General features: G+C 67.8%; 16 protein-coding genes. 10 read left to right on the top strand and 6 right to left on the bottom strand.

What is annotated here, in order from left to right; genetic code table 11:
* The first annotated feature begins 97 nt into the window (after window positions 1–97).
* Window positions 98–1135 (top strand): LacI family DNA-binding transcriptional regulator, encoded by a 1038-nt coding sequence (locus tag ACTWQN_RS01860; RefSeq protein WP_443201524.1) that lies wholly within the window; start codon window positions 98–100, stop codon window positions 1133–1135.
* A gap of 48 nt (window positions 1136–1183) precedes the next feature.
* Here ACTWQN_RS01860 and ACTWQN_RS01855 read toward each other — a convergent pair whose 3' ends face one another.
* The 3 genes from ACTWQN_RS01855 to ACTWQN_RS01845 form a co-directional block, all read right to left on the bottom strand.
* Window positions 1184–2536 (bottom strand): DUF2252 domain-containing protein, encoded by a 1353-nt coding sequence (locus ACTWQN_RS01855; RefSeq protein WP_443201523.1) that lies wholly within the window; start codon window positions 2534–2536, stop codon window positions 1184–1186.
* A 296-nt stretch (window positions 2537–2832) separates the two neighbouring features.
* Window positions 2833–3672 carry a helix-turn-helix domain-containing protein gene (locus tag ACTWQN_RS01850; protein ID WP_443201522.1) on the bottom strand — a complete coding sequence of 280 codons (840 nt, stop codon included), beginning with the start codon at window positions 3670–3672 and terminating at the stop codon, window positions 2833–2835.
* A gap of 1200 nt (window positions 3673–4872) precedes the next feature.
* Window positions 4873–5844, bottom strand: a complete 972-nt coding sequence (locus ACTWQN_RS01845; protein ID WP_443201521.1) for a PDR/VanB family oxidoreductase — start codon at window positions 5842–5844, stop codon at window positions 4873–4875.
* A 926-nt stretch (window positions 5845–6770) separates the two neighbouring features.
* Here ACTWQN_RS01845 and ACTWQN_RS01840 point away from each other — a divergent pair.
* The 9 genes from ACTWQN_RS01840 to ACTWQN_RS01800 all read left to right on the top strand — a co-directional run bounded on the left by ACTWQN_RS01840 (window position 6771) and on the right by ACTWQN_RS01800 (window position 18890).
* Complete coding sequence (locus tag ACTWQN_RS01840) at window positions 6771–7481, top strand: YcnI family copper-binding membrane protein (protein WP_443201520.1); 711 nt, start codon at window positions 6771–6773, stop codon at window positions 7479–7481.
* An 8-nt stretch (window positions 7482–7489) separates the two neighbouring features.
* A complete protein-coding gene (locus ACTWQN_RS01835; RefSeq protein ID WP_443201519.1) occupies window positions 7490–9274 on the top strand; it encodes a copper resistance CopC/CopD family protein in 1785 nt (594 codons plus the stop codon).
* A 22-nt stretch (window positions 9275–9296) separates the two neighbouring features.
* Window positions 9297–10055: a helix-turn-helix domain-containing protein gene (locus tag ACTWQN_RS01830; protein WP_443201518.1), complete on the top strand. Its 759-nt coding sequence runs from the start codon at window positions 9297–9299 to the stop codon at window positions 10053–10055.
* 529 nt (window positions 10056–10584) lie between these two features.
* Entirely contained in the window at window positions 10585–11418 is an 834-nt protein-coding gene (locus ACTWQN_RS01825; RefSeq protein ID WP_443201517.1) for a hypothetical protein, read from the top strand.
* Complete coding sequence (locus ACTWQN_RS01820) at window positions 11394–11753, top strand: hypothetical protein (RefSeq protein WP_443201516.1); 360 nt, start codon at window positions 11394–11396, stop codon at window positions 11751–11753. Before ACTWQN_RS01825 ends, ACTWQN_RS01820 begins: the two co-directional genes overlap by 25 nt.
* Before the next feature lie 378 nt (window positions 11754–12131).
* Entirely contained in the window at window positions 12132–14393 is a 2262-nt protein-coding gene (locus ACTWQN_RS01815; RefSeq protein WP_443201515.1) for a copper oxidase, read from the top strand.
* A 114-nt stretch (window positions 14394–14507) separates the two neighbouring features.
* Window positions 14508–15305 carry a DUF1775 domain-containing protein gene (locus ACTWQN_RS01810; protein WP_443201514.1) on the top strand — a complete coding sequence of 266 codons (798 nt, stop codon included), beginning with the start codon at window positions 14508–14510 and terminating at the stop codon, window positions 15303–15305.
* Window positions 15302–17086 (top strand): copper resistance CopC/CopD family protein, encoded by a 1785-nt coding sequence (locus ACTWQN_RS01805; RefSeq protein WP_443201513.1) that lies wholly within the window; start codon window positions 15302–15304, stop codon window positions 17084–17086. Before ACTWQN_RS01810 ends, ACTWQN_RS01805 begins: the two co-directional genes overlap by 4 nt.
* Before the next feature lie 49 nt (window positions 17087–17135).
* Window positions 17136–18890 carry a PepSY-associated TM helix domain-containing protein gene (locus tag ACTWQN_RS01800; RefSeq protein WP_443201512.1) on the top strand — a complete coding sequence of 585 codons (1755 nt, stop codon included), beginning with the start codon at window positions 17136–17138 and terminating at the stop codon, window positions 18888–18890.
* Between the two features lie 122 nt (window positions 18891–19012).
* Here the strand turns inward: ACTWQN_RS01800 and ACTWQN_RS01795 are convergent, their stop codons facing one another.
* Genes ACTWQN_RS01795 through ACTWQN_RS01785 form a run of 3 tightly spaced genes read right to left on the bottom strand, consistent with a single transcriptional unit; the run spans window position 19013 to window position 21015 of the window.
* The gene (locus ACTWQN_RS01795; protein WP_443201511.1) at window positions 19013–19444 is read right to left on the bottom strand and encodes an organic hydroperoxide resistance protein; all 432 of its coding nucleotides are present in this window, start codon (window positions 19442–19444) and stop codon (window positions 19013–19015) included.
* A gap of 39 nt (window positions 19445–19483) precedes the next feature.
* Entirely contained in the window at window positions 19484–20002 is a 519-nt protein-coding gene (locus tag ACTWQN_RS01790) for a DUF6130 family protein (protein WP_443201510.1), read from the bottom strand.
* On the bottom strand, window positions 19999–21015 hold the full coding sequence (locus ACTWQN_RS01785; protein ID WP_443201509.1) for an alpha/beta fold hydrolase: 1017 nt from the start codon (window positions 21013–21015) through the stop codon (window positions 19999–20001). The genes ACTWQN_RS01790 and ACTWQN_RS01785 overlap by 4 nt, the downstream gene beginning before the upstream one ends.
* Window positions 21016–21095 lie beyond the last annotated feature (80 nt).

The raw sequence follows: 21095 nt of genomic DNA, 5'->3' as shown, positions 1-21095 counted from the left end.
CATCGTGCAGGGTTCCCGGACGCACTGTCAATCGTTATCGACAACGTTATCGATAACGTTCTACATCGCGTAGGATTCCGGTGTGAGGAATAGCCGTGTGACCATCCGCGATGTCGCCGCGAAGGCGGGCGTGTCGGTGGCGACCGTTTCCAAGGTGCTCAACGACCGCCACGGGGTGGCGGCCAGCACCGTCGAACGGGTGCGCGCCGTGATCGACGAGCTCGGCTACGAGTCGAGCCTGGTGGCGCGCAGCCTGCGCAACCACCGCACGAACGTGATCGGAATCCTGGTCTGGGACATCGAGCCGTTCAGCGCCGAACTGCTCAAGGGCGCGGCCCGAGCGATCAAGGGCACCGGCTACGAACTCGTCGTCTACTCGGCTGGCCGGGAAGGCACCGACCAGGTGGGTTGGGAGCGCCGCTACCTGTCCCGGCTGTCCGGCACGCTGATCGACGGGGCGGTGATGGTGACGCCGACCGTGCTCACGCCGGAATCCAGCGCACCCGTGGTGGCCGTCGACCCGCGCGTCGGCGGGGCGGGTGTGCCGACGGTGGACTCGGACAACTTCCGCGGCGCCCAGTTGGCCACCGAGCACCTGCTGAGCCTCGGCCACCGGCGGATCGGCTTCCTCGGGCGTCCGCCGCGCGACCTGGAGTCCGCCCGGCGGCGCGAGGAGGGGTACCGCAGCGCGCTGGAAGCCGCGGGCATCACCCCCGACCCGGACCTGATCGGCGTCGCCGGGTATGACGAGGAGACGACCCGGGACGCCGCCCGGCGGCTGCTGGAACTGCCGCAGCCGCCGACGGCGATCTTCGCCGCGAACGACCTGTCGGCGATCGCCACCATGGACGTCGCGGTGACGCTGGGCATGCGGGTGCCCGCCGACCTGTCGATCGTCGGCTTCGACAACGTGCCGGAAAGCCGGATGACGCAACCCGCGCTGACCACCGTCGACCAGCCGATCCAGCTGATGGGGCAGCGGGCCATCGAGATGCTGGTCGAGGTGCTCGCCGGGCGCGAGCTCGCCGAGCCGCACGTCCGGCTGCCCACCAGGCTCCTGGTGCGCGACTCGTGCGCCGCTCCGTCAACCCGCGCCGACCAGGTCACTCCGGACGGGCGGCTGGAAACCCGCTGACCGCACGGCAAAACCCGGCGGAGCGGTATGCTAGCCGAGCAGGGATGCTCAGGCGACGCCAGCGGTGGATTTGACGCCGCCGATCTCCCCGTTGCGGAACGCGTCGACGAACAACCGGTAGTCGTCGCGCACCACATCGGCGTAGCGCAGGGCGAAGTCGGCCAGCCAGGCGGCGAACTCCTCCTCCCGCCCGCTGACCACCGACGCGATCGCTTCCTCGGTCTGGAACTGCACCAGTTTGCTGTCCGACTGGGCGTCCGAGACGCAGTGCACCTTCGCCATCGCCCTGCCCAGGAAGTCCAGCACCGGGAGGATCTCCTCGGGTTCGGTCAGGTCCTGCCAGTCCAGATCCGCTTCGTACGGGGACAGTTCGTCGACGACGTAGCCGACGCCGTCGATCTCGGTGTAGCCCAGCAGCGGGTCCGCGTGCGCCTGCAACGCCCGCTGCGAAACCGCCGTGCGATGGCCGTGGTGGCGGAAGTGGTCGCGGATGTGCTCGTCGGTCACCACCCGTGACGGGGCGGCCACGTTGCCCTGCTTCATCGACAGCACGGTGTCGTTCTCCAGCGCCTCGGTCGGCCCCTCGATGAGGATGTTGTACGCGGGTAGGCCCGCGCTGCCGATGCCGAACCCGCTGCTGCCGACCACGTCCTTGACCGTGTAGGCGACATCGCGCATCCGGTTCTCGACCGGAATCGTGTCCAGGTACCGATGGAACGCCGCCTCGACCTTCTCCCGTTCGGCTGCGTCGAGCCGCCGAACCCCGGCGCCGCCCCGGAACCGGCGGTCGTACCCCTCGGCTTCGGTCATCCGGTCCAGCATCGCGGCCCGGCTGCTCAACCGGGTCTGCTGCAACAACTCGTGGATCGTTCCCTCGGTGGTCGCCAGCCGCAGCGAGTACCGCGAGTCGCCGTCGGATCGCGCGAAGATCCGCACCTGGTCCAGGTAGGACGCGGCAGCGCGCGCCACGAAGTCGACGATGTCGGCGTCGGGCAGGGCCTTGCTCCACCCAAGCAGCGCCAGACTCGCCGCGAAGCGCTGCAGATCCCAGGTGAAATGCCCGAGGTACGCCTCGTCGAAATCGTTGACGTCGAAGACGAGAACACCGGATCCGTCCATGTAGGTGCCGAAGTTCTGCGCGTGCAAGTCGCCCTGGATCCACACGCGACTCGTCCGCTCGTCCGCCCACGGATCCGGTAGGCGCACCACGTCGGCGTAGAACAGGCAGGCGCTGCCCCGGTAGAAGGCGAACGGGTCGGCGGCCATTTTTCGGAATTTCGTCCGGAATGCGGCCGGATCCCGGTCCATCAACTCGGCAAAGGTGCTGACCAGGGTCTCGCTGATCCAGCCTCGACGCACCACGGGATCATCGGCGCCGAGAAGACGCGCAAGCTCAGGCATAGCAAACCTTCCGTGCACCCATTGCGACGCCAAGCCTAGCTCGCGAGCGGATCAACCGAACATGACCTGATTTCAACGGGTTTGGCACCAGTTGTCTGATTTCATGTCCAAAATCCCTTGTGCGCCAAACAGTTCGCTGGTGGAAAAGCAACTGCCAACCTGCGCGGGAACGCCGCGGGTGGGCGCCCGCCCGTGGCGGCGAAGGTGGGTGGTTACCCCGGGAAACCGGAACAACCACCCACGAGCTCTGACACGGCCGATTTCGTTGGAACGAGGCGAGAACCTCTGACGGGGGACTAGTTGAGGGTGAAGCGCAGCGAGATCCGGCGCGAATGCCGCCGCGGCCAAGCCCGCAGGATCCCGTGGTGCTGCGCGGGCCACCGGCAGATGATCACGTTGAGCGGGCGTCCGAACTGATCCATCAACCGGACCAGGAATCCCTCGCTGTGCGCCGAGTCGAACGGTCCGACCCGGGCCTGGAAGAACACCGCGCCGCGATTGGAGATCGCCTGCAGCACGTTGACGTCGCCGAAGTAGTTCCGGAACCCGGTCAGGAGGTTCTTCTTCCGAGTGGCTCCGGTTTGCTCGGGCACGGCGCGCGGCAGCGTCCAGGCCACCCAGAGCACCTCGGCCTCCGGTATCCACGCCTCGTCCTCGGCCGCCACATCCCGCTGGCGCGGTACCACTGCCGTCACCCGAGCGCGCATCATTTCCCTCAGATAGGGCTCGTCGATCAAGCCCCAGCGCGCCAAGTACTGGCCAACGGTGGCCGGGCTGAGCAGGATTCGGTACTCGCGGTTCACCAATTCGGCCACGGCCTGCCGGGTCCACAGCAGGTGGGGCAGGCCGTGCTCGTCGGGGGTGCCTGCGACGATCGCCTTGACGGTCCACGCCTGTTGCGCCGGGGACAGCGCGAGCTGCTCACCCGGTCGCCGACCGCGGACCTTCGGGCGGAAGGACTCCTCGCCCATTCGCCGGTAGGCCCGCATCCACGCCCCGACCGTCTTGCGGGACACCCCGAGCAGGCGCGCCACCTCCGTTCGGGAGGATCCCGATTCGACTGCGGCCACGGCCCGCCTGCGCAACTCTTCCAGCGCTTCCGGGGAAAGATTGCGAGCGTCACGTGTGGTCATCATGCTCAAGCCCCGAAGTCTGCCGGATGTCCGGTCAACGCCGGGCATCCGTGAGTGAATGGGTGATCACTTGTGGTGCGCAGACCACAGCCGTGGCTGGTGCGTCGGGGACACCGCCCGCATGGCGTCTGTTCGAACGACCGGACCACCGGTTCGGCGGCCGCTGGAATCAGCGGGCGCGTTCTTCCTCGAACTGAGCACTGTGGACACCGGCTGACTGGTGTGCACGGCGGCGGTCGCAGAGGCGTGCGCGAACTGGGATCGGCGTGGCCTGAATCTTGCGGAGTTGAACGTGCGCTGCAAATGCGGTGCGCGCATCGCGTTCCCTTCTTCTTTTGTCGAGGGCGAACCATCCGCCGCGATGGCGGAAACATCGCGGCACGGACATTACGGATGCCACCCGTTTCGGCCGCGCGACCCGTTGGTTAACTGTGCATCACAAGAGATTCACCCCGTGTTTCTGCTGGCGGTGACGGGCCCATTCTCGCGCGGTGCTCCAGCACTTTCCGGAACGGATAGAGGTGTCGGCGGCGGCGATCGATCCGACCTGATCAGGAACGGTGAAGGCACTGTTCAGCGGCCCGAGGTAGGTGCGGTGCCCACTGCTCGCCACGTGTCACCTATTTGCGTCACCGATCATTATTTCGATATCGGATGGGGCCGTCGGAACGTCGTCGCGAATTCGGCGCGCGGTTAACCTCCGTGAGCCCGCGAGCTGCGAAAATGGTTGTCCTGGCGCTGTGTTTCTCCGCTGTGAACGAATATTGCCGTGCGGCGCCGATTGCTGGTCGGTGGCGTTGGCAGATGTGCCGTGCTCGTGCCACCATGTCGCTCCATCGGAAGATCCAAAATCCTGCCGCACCGGTCCGCGGGGAACTGCGCGAGACCCGAGAATTCGGTCGCCACGGCTGTTGCACCGGAGAATCGCTCACCTGCCGAGCGCAGGTGTCGCGGGGTCCAGCGGGCGTTCCGCCCGCCCGCTGGACCCCATTGGTGACCCCGTCCGCATTACAGGGCCGCCCTCACTGTAGCCGGGGAGCGGCCGAATATCTGTGGGGAACCTATGAAAAGCGCCATGAGGAACCTGTGAGAACGTCGCGCCGAAAGTGCGCACTCCGGTGGGACACCAAACGCTGCGGTTCGACCGGGGTGACCAGAACTCCCAAAAGTGTCCGCTGTGGATGGTGGAAGCCCGGTCTCCTCCTACAGGTCCAGCACCAACCGGTCGCTGCACGATCGCGACACGCAGATCATCATCGTGTCGTTCGCGGCTCGTTCCTCGTCCGTGAGCAGCGAGTCACGGTGGTCGGGAATGCCGTCGAGCACCGGCGTTTCGCAGGTACCGCAGATGCCACCCCGGCAGGACGACAACGCCGGAACGCCAGCCTGCTCGACGACTTCGAGGATCGACCTGTCCTTCGGCACCTTCACGGTGATCCCCGAGCGTGCGAGCTCGACGTCGAACGAGATGCTCTGCTGCGTGTCGGCGCTCGTCTTCGGGGAGAACCGTTCCACGTGCAGGGTGCCCAGCGGCCACCGCGCACAGCGCTCCTCGACCGCGGCCAGCAGTGGCTCCGGACCGCAGCAGTAGACCGCGGTGGCTTCCTGCGGTCGCCCGAGCAGTCCGTCCAGGTCCAGCAGTCCGGCCTCGTCCTGCGGCCACACGCTCACCCGGTCGCCGTAGTGCTCGGTCAGCTCGGTGCGGAACGCCATCGAGGTGCGCGACCGACCGCCGTACACCAGCCGCCAGTCCGCGCCCCGCGCCTGGACTTGCGCGACCATCGGCACGATGGGGGTGATCCCGATTCCGCCCGCGATGAACAGGTACCGCTGGGCGTCGACGAGACGGAAGTGGTTGCGGGGACCGCGAATGCGCACCACGTCGCCATCGGCCAGCCGGTCGTGCACGTGCCCGGAACCGCCGCGGCCAGCGGATTCCCGCAGCACCGCCACCTGGAGCACCGAACGGTCGGCCGGGTCACCGCACAGCGAGTACTGGCGAACCAGGTCCTCGCGCAGCACGAGATCCAGGTGCGCACCCGGTTCCCATTCGGGCAGCTGTTTTCCCGCCGGGTGGCGCAGGGTCAGCCGCACCACGTCGTCGGCGACAACTTCTTTCCGGTCGAGCAGGACCTCTAACTCCACCTCGGTCCTGGACAGGACACCCGCAGTCATCAACGCCTCCTCAGCGAGAACTCACGCCGGTGCGCAGATCGTGATCAGCGCGCCCAGAATCACCCCGAGAAACCAGGATCATCCTGGTTTCTCGGGATTGAATGCCGTTCAGTGGCTTTCCGCTGCTCGCCGTCCGCTCGGTCGGTGAGCGTGCCGATGTGGCAGCGGTTGCTTTGTTCGGCAGCGCAATCGTGGCACAACGCTGTGCTTCTGACCAGCGGAGTTCCGCGCCGCATGGCCGATTTTTGAACACGCGTTAACATGCGGGATACATCGGGTGGTGGCGGTGTTCGCGCAGTTCGCGGACGTGCCGTGGAACAACCGGACAAGTGCTCGTACCGGCACGCATGGAGGTGTCCGAGAAATGGCTGACGGGCAAATAGGTAACACTTCCGGGGCGCTTCGGGCGGCTGTCGTGGCGCTCTGACCAGCTCTTTTCTGGTGTTCGGGAAGTGCATTCCGGTGTCCGGTATATGCGTGCCCGCAATTGCGGAAGCCCCCGGATAATATGTCGAATTCACCGCCGAAAAAACGGCGAAGGCAGGTTGAATTAATACCTCGTGATGCGGCGGTTATGTGCCAGCCATCTGGTCGACACGGATACCGGCCGTAATAGCGGGACCGCGACTTCCGCCGTCGCGGGCGGCCGCCGAACGAGGTTCCGCCACCTTGATCGACCGGAGGGAACCGGTCGCTGTTCGGTCTTTAACGCAGAAAGGAACAGCATGCTCGCACCGCATTTGCAGCACCTGTTTTCCGGCCGGGCGCTTCCGGCGCCAGCCCTCCGCTGGGCCGCGACCTCTTCCGAGCTCCCCGCCAAGACATCGGAGTGACGGCGACGAACACCGCACCCGCCTCCTGTCGAATCCCCTTCGCATCCGGCTGTCATCCGGCCGGGGTTTTCGCACGACACTGAAGGAGCTCCCATGTCTTCCGCCGCTCTGCCCAGCTCCCGCAAGCTCGCCATCGCCGTCGGAATCGGCGTTTTGGCAGCGCTTCTGCTGTCACCCACCGCCTCGGCGCACGTCTCGGTCACTCCGGATACCGTGGTGGCCGGTGAGCGGTCCACGGTGTCCTTCCGCGTGCCGAACGAACGCGATGACGCGTCAACGGTGCGAATCGAAGTGAACTTCCCGGCGGATCGACCGTTGGCCTCCGCCACGCCGCAGGCCGTTCCCGGCTGGACCGTCACCGTCCACAAGCAACAGCTCAGCACACCGTTAAGCACCGAGCACGGGACCCTCGACGAGGCGGTGACGTCCATCGTCTGGGAGGGCGGCCAGATCGCCCCGGACACGTTCCAGGAATTTCCGGTGAGCATCAGCTCGTTGCCGCACGAAGCGGGCCCGCTCGTCTTCAAGTCGCTGCAAACATATTCCGACGGTGCGGTTGTCCGGTGGATCGACACCGAGGCAGCGGGGCAGCCCGAGCCGGAATACCCGGCGCCGTCCTTGTCGGTGGTGCAACCACAGCCTCCTGCCGTCGCCGAGTCCACTTCGGACACACCGGCCCGTCTGCTCGGCGGTGCCGGGCTCCTCGCCGGACTGACCGGGCTCGGCTGGGCAGCTCTTGCCAGGCGCAAGCCTGCGCGAGCGCGAGCGGCCACAGCCGAGCAGGAGGAAACGGTGCGGGTGTAGGGACTGCCGTGGAACTGCGAAGACTGCTCGGCGTTCTTGGCGTGCTCCTGGTCCTCCTGATCACCAATCCCGGCACCGCCTCGGCACACGCCGTGCTGTTGGGCACCACGCCGGGAAACTTCGAGGTGCTCGCCACCGCGCCGCACGAGGTCGCCCTCCAGTTCAACGAACCCGTCGACATCGGCCTGGCCGAGATCCGGCTCATCGGGCCAGGTGGCGCCGAGGTCGCGGGCATCGGCCGACCGGCGCATCCGCCCGAACGCCGCGATGTCGTGGCGGCGAGGTTGCCGACCGAACTGGCTGCGGGGACGTACACGGTCGCCTTCCGGGTGGTGTCCGCCGATGCTCATCCGGTGCCGGGCGCGTTCGCGTTCAGCGTCGGCGAGGTCACGGGCGGCGTCGCGTCCGGTGCGGGACCGGACACCGGTGGTGCCAGCGGCGCGGTATCGGTGCTGTACGGCATCGCCCGCTGGCTCGCGTACGTCGGACTCGCGCTGCTGGTGGGTACTGCCTTCTTCGTCGCGGCGTGCTGGCCGGGCGGCGAGGCGGTGGCCGGGGTGCGCCGATTGCTTTGGAATGCCTGGGGAATCCTGCTCACGGGCACCTCGGGTGCCCTCGTCGCGTACGGGCCGTACGCCGCAGGCGGATCCATCGGTGACCTCGCCGATCCGGCGTTGCTCGGTTCGACCCTGGGCAGTCGGATGGGTGTGGTGCTCGTCGTGCGACTGGGGCTGCTGGGGCTGGTCGCCGCCGCACTGGTGCACGTGCGGCGGCGCGCGCCGTTCGCCCAGTACGGCGCCCGAAACCAGCGCCTGCGGACCGGATTGGTGCTCGTCGGTGCTGTCGCGCTGGTCGTGACCTGGAGTCTGGCCAGCCACAGCGCGAGCGGCGTCCAGGTCGTGCTGGCATTGCCGGTCGACGCGACGCACCTGCTCGCGATGGCGGTCTGGCTCGGTGGTCTGCCGGTGCTGCTCGGCGTCTTGTTGCGTTCGGACGACGTGGTGGGCATGCGAATGGCGATCCCCCGGTTCTCCCGAACCGCGCTGGTCTGCGTCGGCGTCCTGGTGGTGACGGGCACCTATCAGGCATGGCGCGAGGTCGGCACGCCGTCCGCCCTGTTCGGTACGACTTACGGCGCGGTGCTCGCGCTGAAGCTCGGTGTGGTCGTCTTGCTCGTGGGCATGGGAGCGTTGGCCCGCAACTGGGTACGTCGGCACTACGGGTTCGACGCCGTCGCGGTCGCCGACAAACCGCAGAGCCGCAAGGAAAAGCGGCGAGCCCGCAGCGGGCCCGAAGCTCGCGAAGTCGGCAGGTTCCGCCGGTTGATCGCGGTGGAGCTCGCACTCGCCGCCGCGGTGCTCGGGGTGACCGTGTCCTTGGTGAGCGCGGAACCCGCCGCCGCCGAACTCGCCAGGATGCGTGCGGCGGCGGAAATCCCGACCCGCGTCGGGCCGGTCAGCGGCATGCTGCCGTTCGACGCCGGTGGTGGCGAACAGGGCCTGGGCAAGCTGGCGGTGCTGGTGACACCCGGCGCGGTGGGCCGGAACGAGGTGCACCTCGCGGTGTTCGACGCGAGCGGGAGACCGAAGCAGGTTCCCGAACTGCGTGCGGAACTCCGACTGCCGACGCGTTCCATCGGACCGCTGCCCGTCGATCTCCAGGTCATCGGCGGCACCCACGCCATCTCGCCGGACGTGCCGATCACGATGCCGGGTCAGTGGGAACTCGCCGTCACGGTGCGGACTTCCGAAATCGACCAGGCCGTCGTGCGGATTCCGGTCGGCGCGCGTTGACCCCCGGGAGACTGGATGCCGGATGGACCAGCACCCAAGCGTGATCAAGGCAGGCGCGCGCAGCCTACCGGTTGAGGCGCTGGAGCGGCTTCGCCGCCAGGTCGTCGCCGCCGTCGAGTCCGGCGTTTCGCAATCGCACGTCGCGCGCACGTTCGGCGTTTCGAGGAAGACCGTTGGCACCTGGGTCCGCGCCTACCAGGAGAAGGGCGAACAGGCGTTTCGCCCGCGGCGCCGGGGCCGCCGCCGCGGGGAGCGGTTGGCGCTTTCCACGGCGCAGCAGGAGTGGGTGGTTGAGACCGCCGCGGCCAGTTCACCGGACGAGTTGGGCCTGCCGCACCTGTTGTGGACCCGGCGGGCGGTCGCCGATCTGATCCGCGCGCGGTTCGCGATCACGCTCAGTCCGGCGACGATCGACCACTACCTGTCCCGATGGGAACTGCTCGCCAAATCCGACCAACTCGCGCCGGGGCAGGACGAGTCTCGACGAGGCCTGGTCGGCCGCGAAGTGCTCTGGATGGCGTGGACGTGCCCGCGCCCGTTGGTGGGGCCTGATCGACTGCACGCACTGGTGGCGGTCACGAATCGCGGTGTGCTGTTCTTCCGGCTCAGTGATCGCCCCTTCGACGGCGAGCAGCTGGCCGACTTCCGCAAACGGCTGCGCGTGCAACTCGCGAGCGAGGTGACCGTGGTAGTGCGGATGTGGCCGACTGAACAATCGCAACTGCTCGGGCACTGGAGGACCGTCGAGCAGGGCGTAGTCGTGCATGTGGCGACGCGCTGAACTCGCGATCGGCCGCAGTTTCCACACCTTTCGCGGTTCGCACATCGTGTTGGGCGGTGAATGAACCGCCACGGCTGCTTGCCGAATTCGATCGGCGTGGACCAACCTCATTCGTGTCACGCTGTTGTTAAATGTGTTGGAGGATCTCCGCGGACTGGTTCGTTGTTGTGCGCCGAGTCGGGATTTCCGGAAACGCAAACATGTTCCACCGGGTGCGCCCTCCGTCGGTGTCGCGGCGTGGTGCGGCCGTAACCTATTTGCTCGGCGGTCGTCGGATCGATGATCGAAGCCAATCCTGTCCACTCGTGCCGGAAATCGCTGAGGACCAGTTCAGAACACGCGTCGGGGGTTGGAAACATGGACGAAACCCGAGTGCGGCAACGATTTTCGAGCCACTGGGAAGAAGCGGTCGGGCATGCCACCATGCCAGGGAGCCGTTTTCTCCTCGCCCGAGGGTTCCACATCGGGCCGCGGCACACCTGAGAGAAAGTCGAGAATCCGTCCCAGCTCGCACCAGGAGGCGAACCGCATGCGAACCAGGCGCTACCTCGCAGTCGGCGCGGTGACCATCGCCTGCTTCAGCGCTGAGCCCGCCAGCGCCGCGGGTGCCGCCGACCCGATGATCGCCGCGAGTTGCACGGCGGTCCTGGACGGCGTGGCCGGTCAGGGGGTCCTGCTGGATCCCCGTGCGGTGGCCGATCCGATCGCCGGAGCCCTCGGCCCGCTGGATCCGCTCGGTGGCCTGCAGGAGCCGTTCCGCCAGGCGTGGAACGCCGCACCGCCGATCCCCATCGGCACCGTCGCAGGCGGTGAGGTGGTGTTCTCCGGGACCCAGATCGCCGACGCGGCCATCGCGCGGCTGCGGGAGATCCCAGCCCTGGCACCGGTTCTCGATCCGCTGATCCCCGTCGCGCATTCGGCGCTGAGCACGGCGTGCGGCATGGTCGTCCGGGGTGACCAGCCGGGAGCTCCCGGCGGTGGCGAGCAGCCCCCGGCCTCACCACCGCCGGGGCCTCCGACCTCGCCGCCACCGTCCAATGAGGCGCACTGGAATGCGCCGCGATCGTCGTCGGATTCGTCGAGCGGCGACGTCGTGCGCTTCGGCGTTCCACTCACCGGCACGTGGCAGTTCGGGTTCCTGCCCGACAATCCCGTCGTCGGTGTTCTCCAGCCGGGTGCGCGCGGCGCGGGTGGTGGGGAAACCGACGTGCTGAACTCCCAGGCCGATCTGTCGGCGGGACGGGCGGAGCCGTTGCCCACGGAAGCGCAGCGCCCGCCCTTGGTGGCGCTGCTGGCGGCGCTGTTGCTCGCCCTGGTGAGCGCGCAGTTGGTCCGCACTTGGGTGTCGCGGTCCGAGCGTTAGCGGCGGAAAAGGGGCGCTTCGCGGGACGCTCGTTCCGAAGTGGGGATTCAATCGCGCAGGTCCGGCGAACACGCGCCGTCGATAAATCGGCGGAAATCAGCCAAGCCAGCTGTCAACGCCTGGATCGCAAATACCTACCGCCGCTGGGAATGCCCGCGCCGCAAATCGAACGAGGCCGCTCTTCTCGTGTCCTGACCGGACATTTCGCGGTGCCGGTCGCCATTGCCAACATTCCGCGCCGTTCGTTCGCGGCACGGCTGGGAAGTATTTTGCTGAAACGCATGTCGAGCGGTTATCTGCGCAGTTTCTCACGGGGCGAGCGAATTGTGTTGTGAGCGGCGTTTTACGGTCGGTTTACTTGGGTATCTGGTTCCTTAACGATGATCATGTTCTAATTTTTGCGTTCGACTTGTTCGGACGGTGCCGTTGGTAGCCGACCGCTGACGTCGGAATTCGCGTGTTGTGCCAGGGATGGCCGCGGAGTTCGACCTTAATCCGTTTCGGGGCAGCGTTGTTGTGCGGCGCACTTCGAGGCGGGTCGGAACCACGGCTGGTTCGGGGGAAGTCCCGCCGGTGCGTGACGCCTTCCGAAGTGCAACATCCGCTGGCGATCTGGAGATCGCACGGATACAGAAGGGAATCACATGTCCTCAAACGCTCCCCCGGGGCGCCGACGATTCCGCCTCACCACGGTGGTCTCGGTAGGCGTCGCAGTGGCCACCGTCTCGACGGTGGTCGCCGCGACGCCGGTGGCCGCCCTGCCGGTCGGCGTCGGTCCGGTGCCGATCACCTTCACCCTCAACGACAGCAACGGCAACTGGTTCGACTCCGGACTCGAACTCTTCGGCGGCAAGTCGCTCGCGGTCGCGGAGTTGCCGCGGGTCGGCACGTCGGCCCTGGACGGCGGGATCGTCCCCAGCTTGCCGGACGGGGGCGCCCTGGGCAGCCAGGCCACGGCCCAGTCCGCCGGGCTGATGAACGTCAACCTGGTGGACTCGCTCACCGGTCTGGTGCAGGATCCGACGAGGTCGGCGCCGACACTGGGCCAGACCGGGGCCAGCCTGGCCGATGCGCTCAACCTGGACAGCACCCTGGCAGCGGTGCAGTCGCTCGCCGCCGCCGAACCGGAGGCACGGCCGTACGCCGCCCAGGCCGCGGGGCTGCTGAACCAGTTCCAGGCCGAGGTGGCGAACCTCCCGGTCGACGCGCCGATCAACCTGAACAGCCTGCCGGTCGGTCTCGACCTCCAGCGGGCGCTGAACGATCTGGCGATGTTCGCGGAAAAGGGCCCAGCCATCACCGCGAACTTCGCGATCGCCCAGCCGGACAACGAGTCGTTGCACGACATCACCTCGTTGATCTGGCCGGAGGGGGCACCTTTCTTCGAGCAGATGGGCGCCTTCGCAGGGGAGGATTCAACTCAGCTGACCGAGCCGGGTCTGTACGCCTGGGCGTGCACGATCCACCCGTACATGCTCGGTGCGACCGTGGTCGACGACCCGCTGACCATCGGCCTGGACTTCGGCAAGAAGCTCCAGGTCAACTCGCGGGACCTGGCCGTTCCGTCGAGCGCGGACGTCATCCAGCAGCTGGTCCGGATCTTCTTCACGGCCACCGTGCCGGACAACTGGCAGCACTTCAGCAACAGCCAACCGACGGAGTGGAACCCGGTGTTCCCGCCAGCACCGATCCTGCAGTACGACGAGCAGGGGAACCCGCTGCTGGTGCCCAACCTGGATGCCTACTACGACAAGAAGTTCGAGTACCCCAGGACGTTGGACCAGCTGACCCCACCGAAAACACCTGGTGTGGGGGAAGTTTGGATAGACACCCAGATGGAGGAGTACGCGGGCAAGAGCAAGGTCGGTGCGCCCACGAAGATCAATGTCGAGAACTGGACGATCGACCGCAAGATCTCCGGTTCGAGCATCAACATGAACAACCCGCACAACATGTGGACGGACCGGGACTACAAGTACCTGTACCAGACGGAATGGTTCGACGACGAGCTGTCCGTCTTCGATCGGGCCACCGGTGAACATCTGCGCACGATCGAGGTCGGACCGGATCCCTCCCACGTGATGACCCGCACCGATACCGACCAGGTCCAGGTCGCCATCAACGGTGGGACGGACGTCGTGGAACTCTCGCCGGGTGCCACGAAGATCGACCGGCGGATCCCGGTCGGACCCTCCAACGAGCCGCCGCAGCATCCGCACGCGTTTTGGCTCAGCGGGGATGGGAAGACCACCGTCACACCGAACGTCAATCCCTACGACGCCAGCGTGATCGACAACGCGACGGGAACGTACCGCAAGGAACCGACCGGCGAGCTGCCGATCGCCACCGGGATGACGCCGGATCAGTCGAAGTTCTACATGGCGGACTTCCTCGGTGCGAGCATTTCCTGCGTCTCCCTCGCGGAGGACGCTTGCGTGCAGGACGGCAAGAAGGTCCACAACGCCAGCATCGACCTGTGGGAGAACTACGACCCGGTCTCGGGGCGTGACGGGGACAAGCCGTGGGGTGGCCTCACCATCCAGCTCCCGGTGAGTCCGGACGGCAAGGCACTGCTGGCTGCCAACACCTTCAGCGCCACGATCTCGGTCATCGACCCGAAGACCGACACGGTGGTCAAGGAACTCGGGTGCAACGCTGGCTGCCACGGCATCAACTTCGGTGCCAAGCAGGGCGGCGGCTACTACGCCTACGTGTCGAACAAGTTCTCCGACGCGGCGCAGGTGATCGACGTCGATCCCAACGGTGACGGCAACATCTCGGATGCCACCATCGCCGGTCAGTTGGTGCTCGAACCCACTGCGGACACCAAGATGGAGGACACCCTCACCGGGCAGGCCGGGATGGGCGGACAAGGTGTGTTGCCGATTCCGCTGGTCTACAACGGTTGGTCGCAACAGATTCCTGCTGGATGGCGGGAAAAGCTGACTCCGCAGCAGCTGAACCCGATCGGCTGAGTTGATTCCGCAACAACTCAGCTGCCTCGAACCATCTGACGACAGCAGGTGAAATCGCGCCTGGGGCCGGGTTTTCCTCGCCCGGTCCCGGGCTGCGACATCCCGGGAGATCCCATGGCTCATCGTCCGAATTGCTTCCCCACCCGCTTGGCCGGGCTGCTCGTGGCGGTGCTGATGACCACGCTCGGCTCGGCCCCATCCGCCGCGGCCCGGGTCTCCATCGTGCCCGACACCGCCAGGGGCGGCGGTACCGAGACTTTCGCCTTCCGGCTGGCCAACGAGCGGTCGGATACCACGAGCAACCGGCTGGAACTCGTTTTTCCCCGCGACGTTCCCATCGCGTTCGTCGAGGTCGTCCCGGTCGAGGGCTGGACGGCCACCATCACACCCCGTCCGCTGGATCCGCCGGTCAGGGTGGGCGATCGGGTGATCGACGAGGTCGTCGGTTCGATCGTCCTGACAGGTGGATCTGTCGGACCCCGCCAATTCGAACCCTTCCTCATCACGATGGGTCCGCTGCCGACCGGTGGTCGAATGGTGTTCGAGGCGACGCAAACCTTCAGCAACGGTGCCGTCGAACGCTGGACCAACGACGGCGGACGGACCACCCCCGGTGCTCCGGTGATCGTCATCGACTCGGGAGCCGCGCCCGGTGCTCCGCCTCCGCCGGTGGCCGCTGACCTGGGCGCCCCGCCACCAGGACCAGCGGATCGGCCCCAGGCCGGGGAGACGGGGGACGACACCAACAGCGGCCTGGGTGCTCTCGCGTGCGGCGCCGCGGTCGTCGCGCTCGTCGGACTTTGGGTGTACCGGCGTCGACGCCCAACACCCGCACCAGAAGCGGAAGCCCTGCCGACGAGCGAACCGGATGACGTGGCGTCCCCGAAGGCCGTGGAGGTGGTTGACCGATGACGCTCGTTGAACAACGCCCCCGAACCGGGAGAACGGGCACCCGCAGGTCGGCCGTCACCGGAGGGACGATCGCGTGGGTGCTGCTGGTGCTGGCCTGCTGGGGGGTGCTGCTGGCAGTGGCAGCGCCGGTGTCCACCGATGTTCCCGTGCTGCGGTCGACTTCCCCGAGCGCTGGCGCGACGGCTCGGCCGGACGACCTGCTGCTGAGGTTCGACCGGCCGGTTCCAGCGGGGCTGGCCACGGTACGCATGACCGACCCCTACGACCGGCAGTTCGACCCGGGTCGGCCCACCCACCCGGACGGCCGCGCGGACACGATCTCGGTGCCGATCCCGAAGCAGAAGTACGCCGGTACGTACCACGTGGCGTGGCGCGTGCCGACCAACCAGCTCGGCTCGGTTGGCGGAACGTTCACCTTCGACCTGGCATCCCGCAGCCCGGTGCCGGATGCCCCACAACTCGGCGCCGGGCCGAGCGCGGTCGCGACGATCTGCTACGCGGTGGCCCAGTTCGGCGGGCTCGCCGCGTTGTCGCTGCTCGTCGGCACGGTGGCGTTCGTCGCGATCGTCTGGCCGAATGCTGTTGACAGCACAGCTGCTCGTCGGCTCGTCGCGTACTCGTGGTTCGGGCTTTTCGCGGCCACGCTCGCGGTCGCGGTGACTTATGGGCCCTACGCGGCCGACGCACCGCTGACCGAATCCATCCACTTCGGACTCCTGGTGGGCACGTTGCAGTCCGAGATGGGCGCCACGCTGCTCGCCCGGTTCGCCGTGCTCGCCTTGGTCGGGATCGGTCTCGCGCAGTTCATGTCCAGCGCGCCCGCGCAGACGGCGCGCTCGCGCTCGCTGGGCGGCGGTTCGGTCCTGGGCTGCGCGGCGGCGTTGGCGGCCACGTGGAGCTTCGCCAGCCACAGCGCGGTGGGGCCGTTGGTGCCGCTTTCGGTCGTCGTCGACTCCGTCCATCTCACCGCTGCGGCGGTGTTGGCTGGCGGGCTGGTGATGTTCGCCGCGGTGCTGCGGCGCAAGGACGTGGTCGCCGACCTCCGCGCCATCGGGACGCGGTTCGCACGCGCCGCGCTGGTGTGCACGGGTGTGCTCATGGCCACTGGCGCTTACCAGATCTGGCAGCAAGTCGGCGGATTCACCACGATGAGCACCCCTGCGGACTGGCTTTGGGTCGCGAAGATCGCGCTCGTCCTGGTGCTCGCCTGGATCGGGCTGGTCGGACGCTGGTGGATGGGGCGCCCGCTCGGACCGGAAACCGTTGGCGCAGCGAAACAACGCCGCGCCAAGCGTGCCGCGACCGCCGGATTGCCGAGCCGATTGCGCAGAATGGTGCTGGTCCAAGCGGGAATTGCCGCGGCGATCGTGGCCGCGACGACGATGCTCGGCATCGGGCAGCCCAGCCGCATCGCACAGGCCGAACCGGTCACCGACCGGCAACAGGCACCGCCTGCCCGGCTGGCGTTCGACACCGGAGGACGGGACGGGCAGGGCTCGTTTGACCTGATCGTGGTTCCGACGGCGGCCGGGGAGAGGGAGCTGCACGTCTCGGCGTTCGACCCGGCGGGCGAGGTCAAGGACGACCTGACGATCACCGCGGTGTTCAACCCGCCGACGCAGTCCGACAAGCCGGTGCCGGTCTCGCTCCGGAAGGTGGCAGCGGGTTACTCGGCCGGTTCGGTGCACCTGCCGAGCAGCGGCCAGTGGGAGCTAGCGCTGACGGCCCAGTCGGCCGACGGGAAGCAGCAGACCTTCTACGGCGTGGTCGGCGTTGCCTGACGTCGTACCCAGCCCCAGCCCGCCTGCTCGACATCCCCAAGGAGATGCCGTGTCCTCGCCCGGTACCGATCGGCAAACCCGCCCGCCCGGCGGCGCAGTCAGGGCGAAGCAGCCCCGCAGCAGCGCGGCCACGGCCGTCCGGCTGCTCGCTCGTCGGGTGCATTTCCTGGCCGGGATCGTGGTCGCACCGTTCCTGGTGGTGTTGTGCCTGACGGGACTCGTCTACGCGGTCAGCCCGCAGATCCACGAAGACCTGTACCACTCCCAGCTGTACGCGAACGAGCCCAACGGCTCTCCGAGGCCGGTGTCGGAGCAAGTGCGGGCGGCGCTGGTGGCGCACCCGGAAGGCGCGCTGCGGTCGGTCAGCACGCCGTCCGGGCCGGACCGGACCACCCAGGTCGTGCTGTCGGTCCCGGGCCTGCGGGGCACCGGCGACGGCGCGGAGGGCAGGACGGTGTTCGTCGACCCGTACACGAACTACATCAACGGCGAACTGACCACGGTCGGCGATCTGCTGCCCGCCAATGTCTGGCTGCGCAAGCTGCACAGCAACCTGCACCTGGGCGAGCCGGGTCGGCTGTACGCGGAGCTGGCCGCGAGCTGGCTGCCGCTCATCATCCTCGGCGGCCTGGTGCTGTGGCTCGCCCAGCCGCGTCGCCGGAAGCGCGTGACGTGGCGTGAGCTGCTCGTGCCGACGCAGCGCGGAGCCACCGAGCGATGGGCACGGCTGCGCGGCGTCCACGGACCGCTCGGGCTGTGGTTGGCCGTCGGCTTGCTCATCCTCGGCACCACCGGCCTGACCATTTCCCAGTACGCGGGCGGTAGGTCGGATCAGGCGGCCAACCCGTTGCACTTCCGGGCGCCGACGCTCACCGCGGCACCGGTGCGGGTACCGACGAGTCCGTCGGCGATGCCGGAAGTCCCGCCTCCGGTAACGCCGCCGCTGCTACCGGAAACCCCGCGGTCAACACCGGAGGTAGTAGCGGGAGTCCCGGAAAGTTCCGCTGCGAAACCGGAAGCGCCGCCGAGCGTGCCGGAAGCGCCGCCGTCGGTGCCGGAAACCACGACGGTACCCGGCACGACCCCGCCGGAACCGACGACGCCGGAGACTCCTTCGCGAGAGCCGGAACGCCCATCACTGCTGCCGACGATTCCACCGCTGCTGCCCTCGATTCCACCAGAGCTGCCCTCGATCCCATTGGGGTCGTCCCCGGTTCTGCTGGCATCGCCGACGTTTCCAGCGGCGGCGAACCCCGCGCGGATCGGCATCGACCACGCGCTGGCCGTGGCCAGGGCCGCGGGACTCGGTGGTGAGGTGATCGTCACTCCACCCAACGGTGACGGCGGCGTGTTCACCATCGCGGAACGCTCGGTGGGGCTACCCATCCAGCGGGACAGCATCGCGATCGACCCCTACACCGCACAGGTGACCGAGCGGATCGGCTGGGAGGACTACTCCTTGGCGGCGAAGCTGACCACGTTGAGCGCGGAGTTCCACACCGGCACCCTTTTCGGACTGGCCAACCAACTCCTCTTGGCGGTGCTGGCGATCGGGCTCCTCGTCCTGATCGGACTGGGCTATCGCATGTGGTGGGTGCACAACCCGTACCGGGGGAAGTGGGCCTCCCTGCCGCCCCCGGTGTGGCGGCAGTTGTCGCGCCAGGCCGTGGCTCTCGTCCTGCTGACCGCCGTCGCGCTGAGTTGGGTGCTGGCGGTGCTCGGCATCAGCCTGGTGGCTTTCGTCGCGCTCGACAGCGCGATCAACGCGGTCCGGCGGCGACGCGCTGGAACCGCGAATCGCTAACCGAACGGCGCAACGAATTCGTTGTGCGCCAAAATTTTTCGCGGCTCAGCCGCTTCCGTGAACGTTCGGCGAAGTCCTTCGCCCCTCGACACCGGGGCGGCGTCGAGGGGGTTGAGCCGGGTTCAGGCGACGGTGGCGTCCAGGACGACCGGGATGTTGTCCCGGGTGGCCTTCGAGTAGGGGCAGACCTGGTGCGCGCCAGCGACGAGCTCGTCCGCGGTCTGCTGGTCGATCCCGGTCAGCTCCAAGTGCAAGGCGGCACTCAGGTGGAACTCGTCGGCGTCGATGTCGTGGTGCAGGGTGACCTCCGCGATGACCGCGAGGTCGTGCAGGGCGACCTTCTTCCCGGCCGCGACGCGCTTGACCGCACCGGCGAAGCAGGACGCCCACCCAGCGGCGAAGAGCTGCTCCGGGTTGGTGCCCGCGCCCGCGCCACCCAACGCCTTCGGAATGCCGAGCTGGACGTCGAGCTGGCTGTCGTCGGAAATGGCGCGGCCGCCGTTGCGGCCCTCTCCGGTGGACGTTACGACCGCGGTGTAGGTGGTTTCAGACATGCGGGTCTTTCCTCTTCCGGGTTAGGGTTTTTCGGAAAATCAGTGGGGATTGCCGTCGCGCGGTGGGATGACGAAATCGACGGTCTTGCGGTCCATGATCCGGTGCGTGGGATCGGCGAGTTCGATCAAGACCTGGTGCGGGCCGGGTGGCAGGCCCTGGATGATGAGCGGTTCGCCGCTGCCGTCCGCCCAGTGCCAGGCCGCGCCGTCGACGGTGACGTGGATGTGGCCGATCCGCGGCGAGACGTCGAGCGCGTTCGGGCCGTAGACCGCGACGATGCGCAGGTTCTCGGCGCGGTAGCGGATCACGGCCAAGCCCATCGCCAGCTGGTCGGGCAGGGGTGTGTCCACCACGAGAAAGGGGGCTGGTTGGGACGGCAGCGGCACCACCGGCGCCGGTGGCCAACTCGACTCGCTCGCCGCTGCGGGGCTGGCGCCGGGCGGGCTGGCGGGGTGCGGGGCCGGTGCGGAACAGGCTGCGGCGATCACCACGCCCGTGGTGACCACGGCGCCTTTGGCCAGCCAGCGGATCAGTGGATTTTTCGGCTGCGGTCTCATCGGAGTGCGGTCACCTCGACAACGGCTGCGGCGAATGCTCGCGGGTTTTCTTGCGGAAGGTTGTGCCCGACCCCCGGGATCTGGTGGTGCACGCGCGGTCCGGTGAAGTACTTCGCCGAAGCGGTGCCGTCGGTGGCGGGCACGCTCCCGTCGGCCAGGCCGTCGAGGGTGACGGCCGCAACGGTGATCGGCGGTTGCGCCAGCAGCCGCGCCTCCAAGTGGTCGTAGCCGGGATCACCAGGTGCGGCCAGCAGGCGGTGTCGGTAGGAGTGCAGTACGACGTCGACGTAGTCGGGGTTGTCGAAGGCATCCGCCGCGCGGTCGAGGTCGCCCTCGGTGAAATGCCAGGTCGGCGAGTTCCTGGTCCAGACGACCCGGGCGATTTCCTCGGGGTCGTTGGCCAGTCCGGTTCGGCCGCGCTCGCTGAGGAAGTAGAAGAAGTACCAGTGGGCGGATTCGACGGCCGGAGGATCCGGTGTCAGTGCGGCGTCGAGGTTCTGGATCAGGTAGCTGTTCACCGATACGAGACCGGCGCACCGCTGCGGCCACAGCGCGGCCGCGACGCAGCAGCCGCGACCGCCCCAGTCGTATCCGGCGAAAACGGCCCGGGGGATGTGCAGTGCGTCCAGCAGAGCGATGACGTCCTGACCCAGCGCGGCCTGCTGTCCAGATCGGACGGTGTCCGCGCGCAAGAACCGCGTCGGGCCGTTTCCGCGCAGATAGGGGACGATCACGCGGAATCCGCGCTCGACGAGTTCGGGAACCACGTCGCGGTAGCAGTCGATGGAATAGGGCCATCCGTGCCAGAGAGTCACGACCTCGCCGTCGGCTGGCCCGGCCTCGTAGTAGGCGACATCCAGCACATCGGTCCGAACGTGTTTGAGCGGGCCGAGAGCAGGTGGGTCCGTCGTGCTGGCGGAGGACGGCGCCGCGGCGGGAGTCGTCGAACAGCCGGTGACGGCCGAAGCCGACGCGGCGGCGAAGACGCGGGAGAACGCTCTCCTGTTCAGCATCGCGCCACTCGCATTCGCTGGCCCGGTGCCGAGCCTGGGAGCGGTTGGTGGCGAGACGGTGGTTGTGGCGTGGACCGGTG

The sequence above is a fragment of the Saccharopolyspora antiqui genome, from assembly GCF_052246905.1.
Lineage (GTDB): Bacteria > Actinomycetota > Actinomycetes > Mycobacteriales > Pseudonocardiaceae > Saccharopolyspora.
This window is presented reverse-complemented; position numbering and strand designations above follow the sequence as displayed.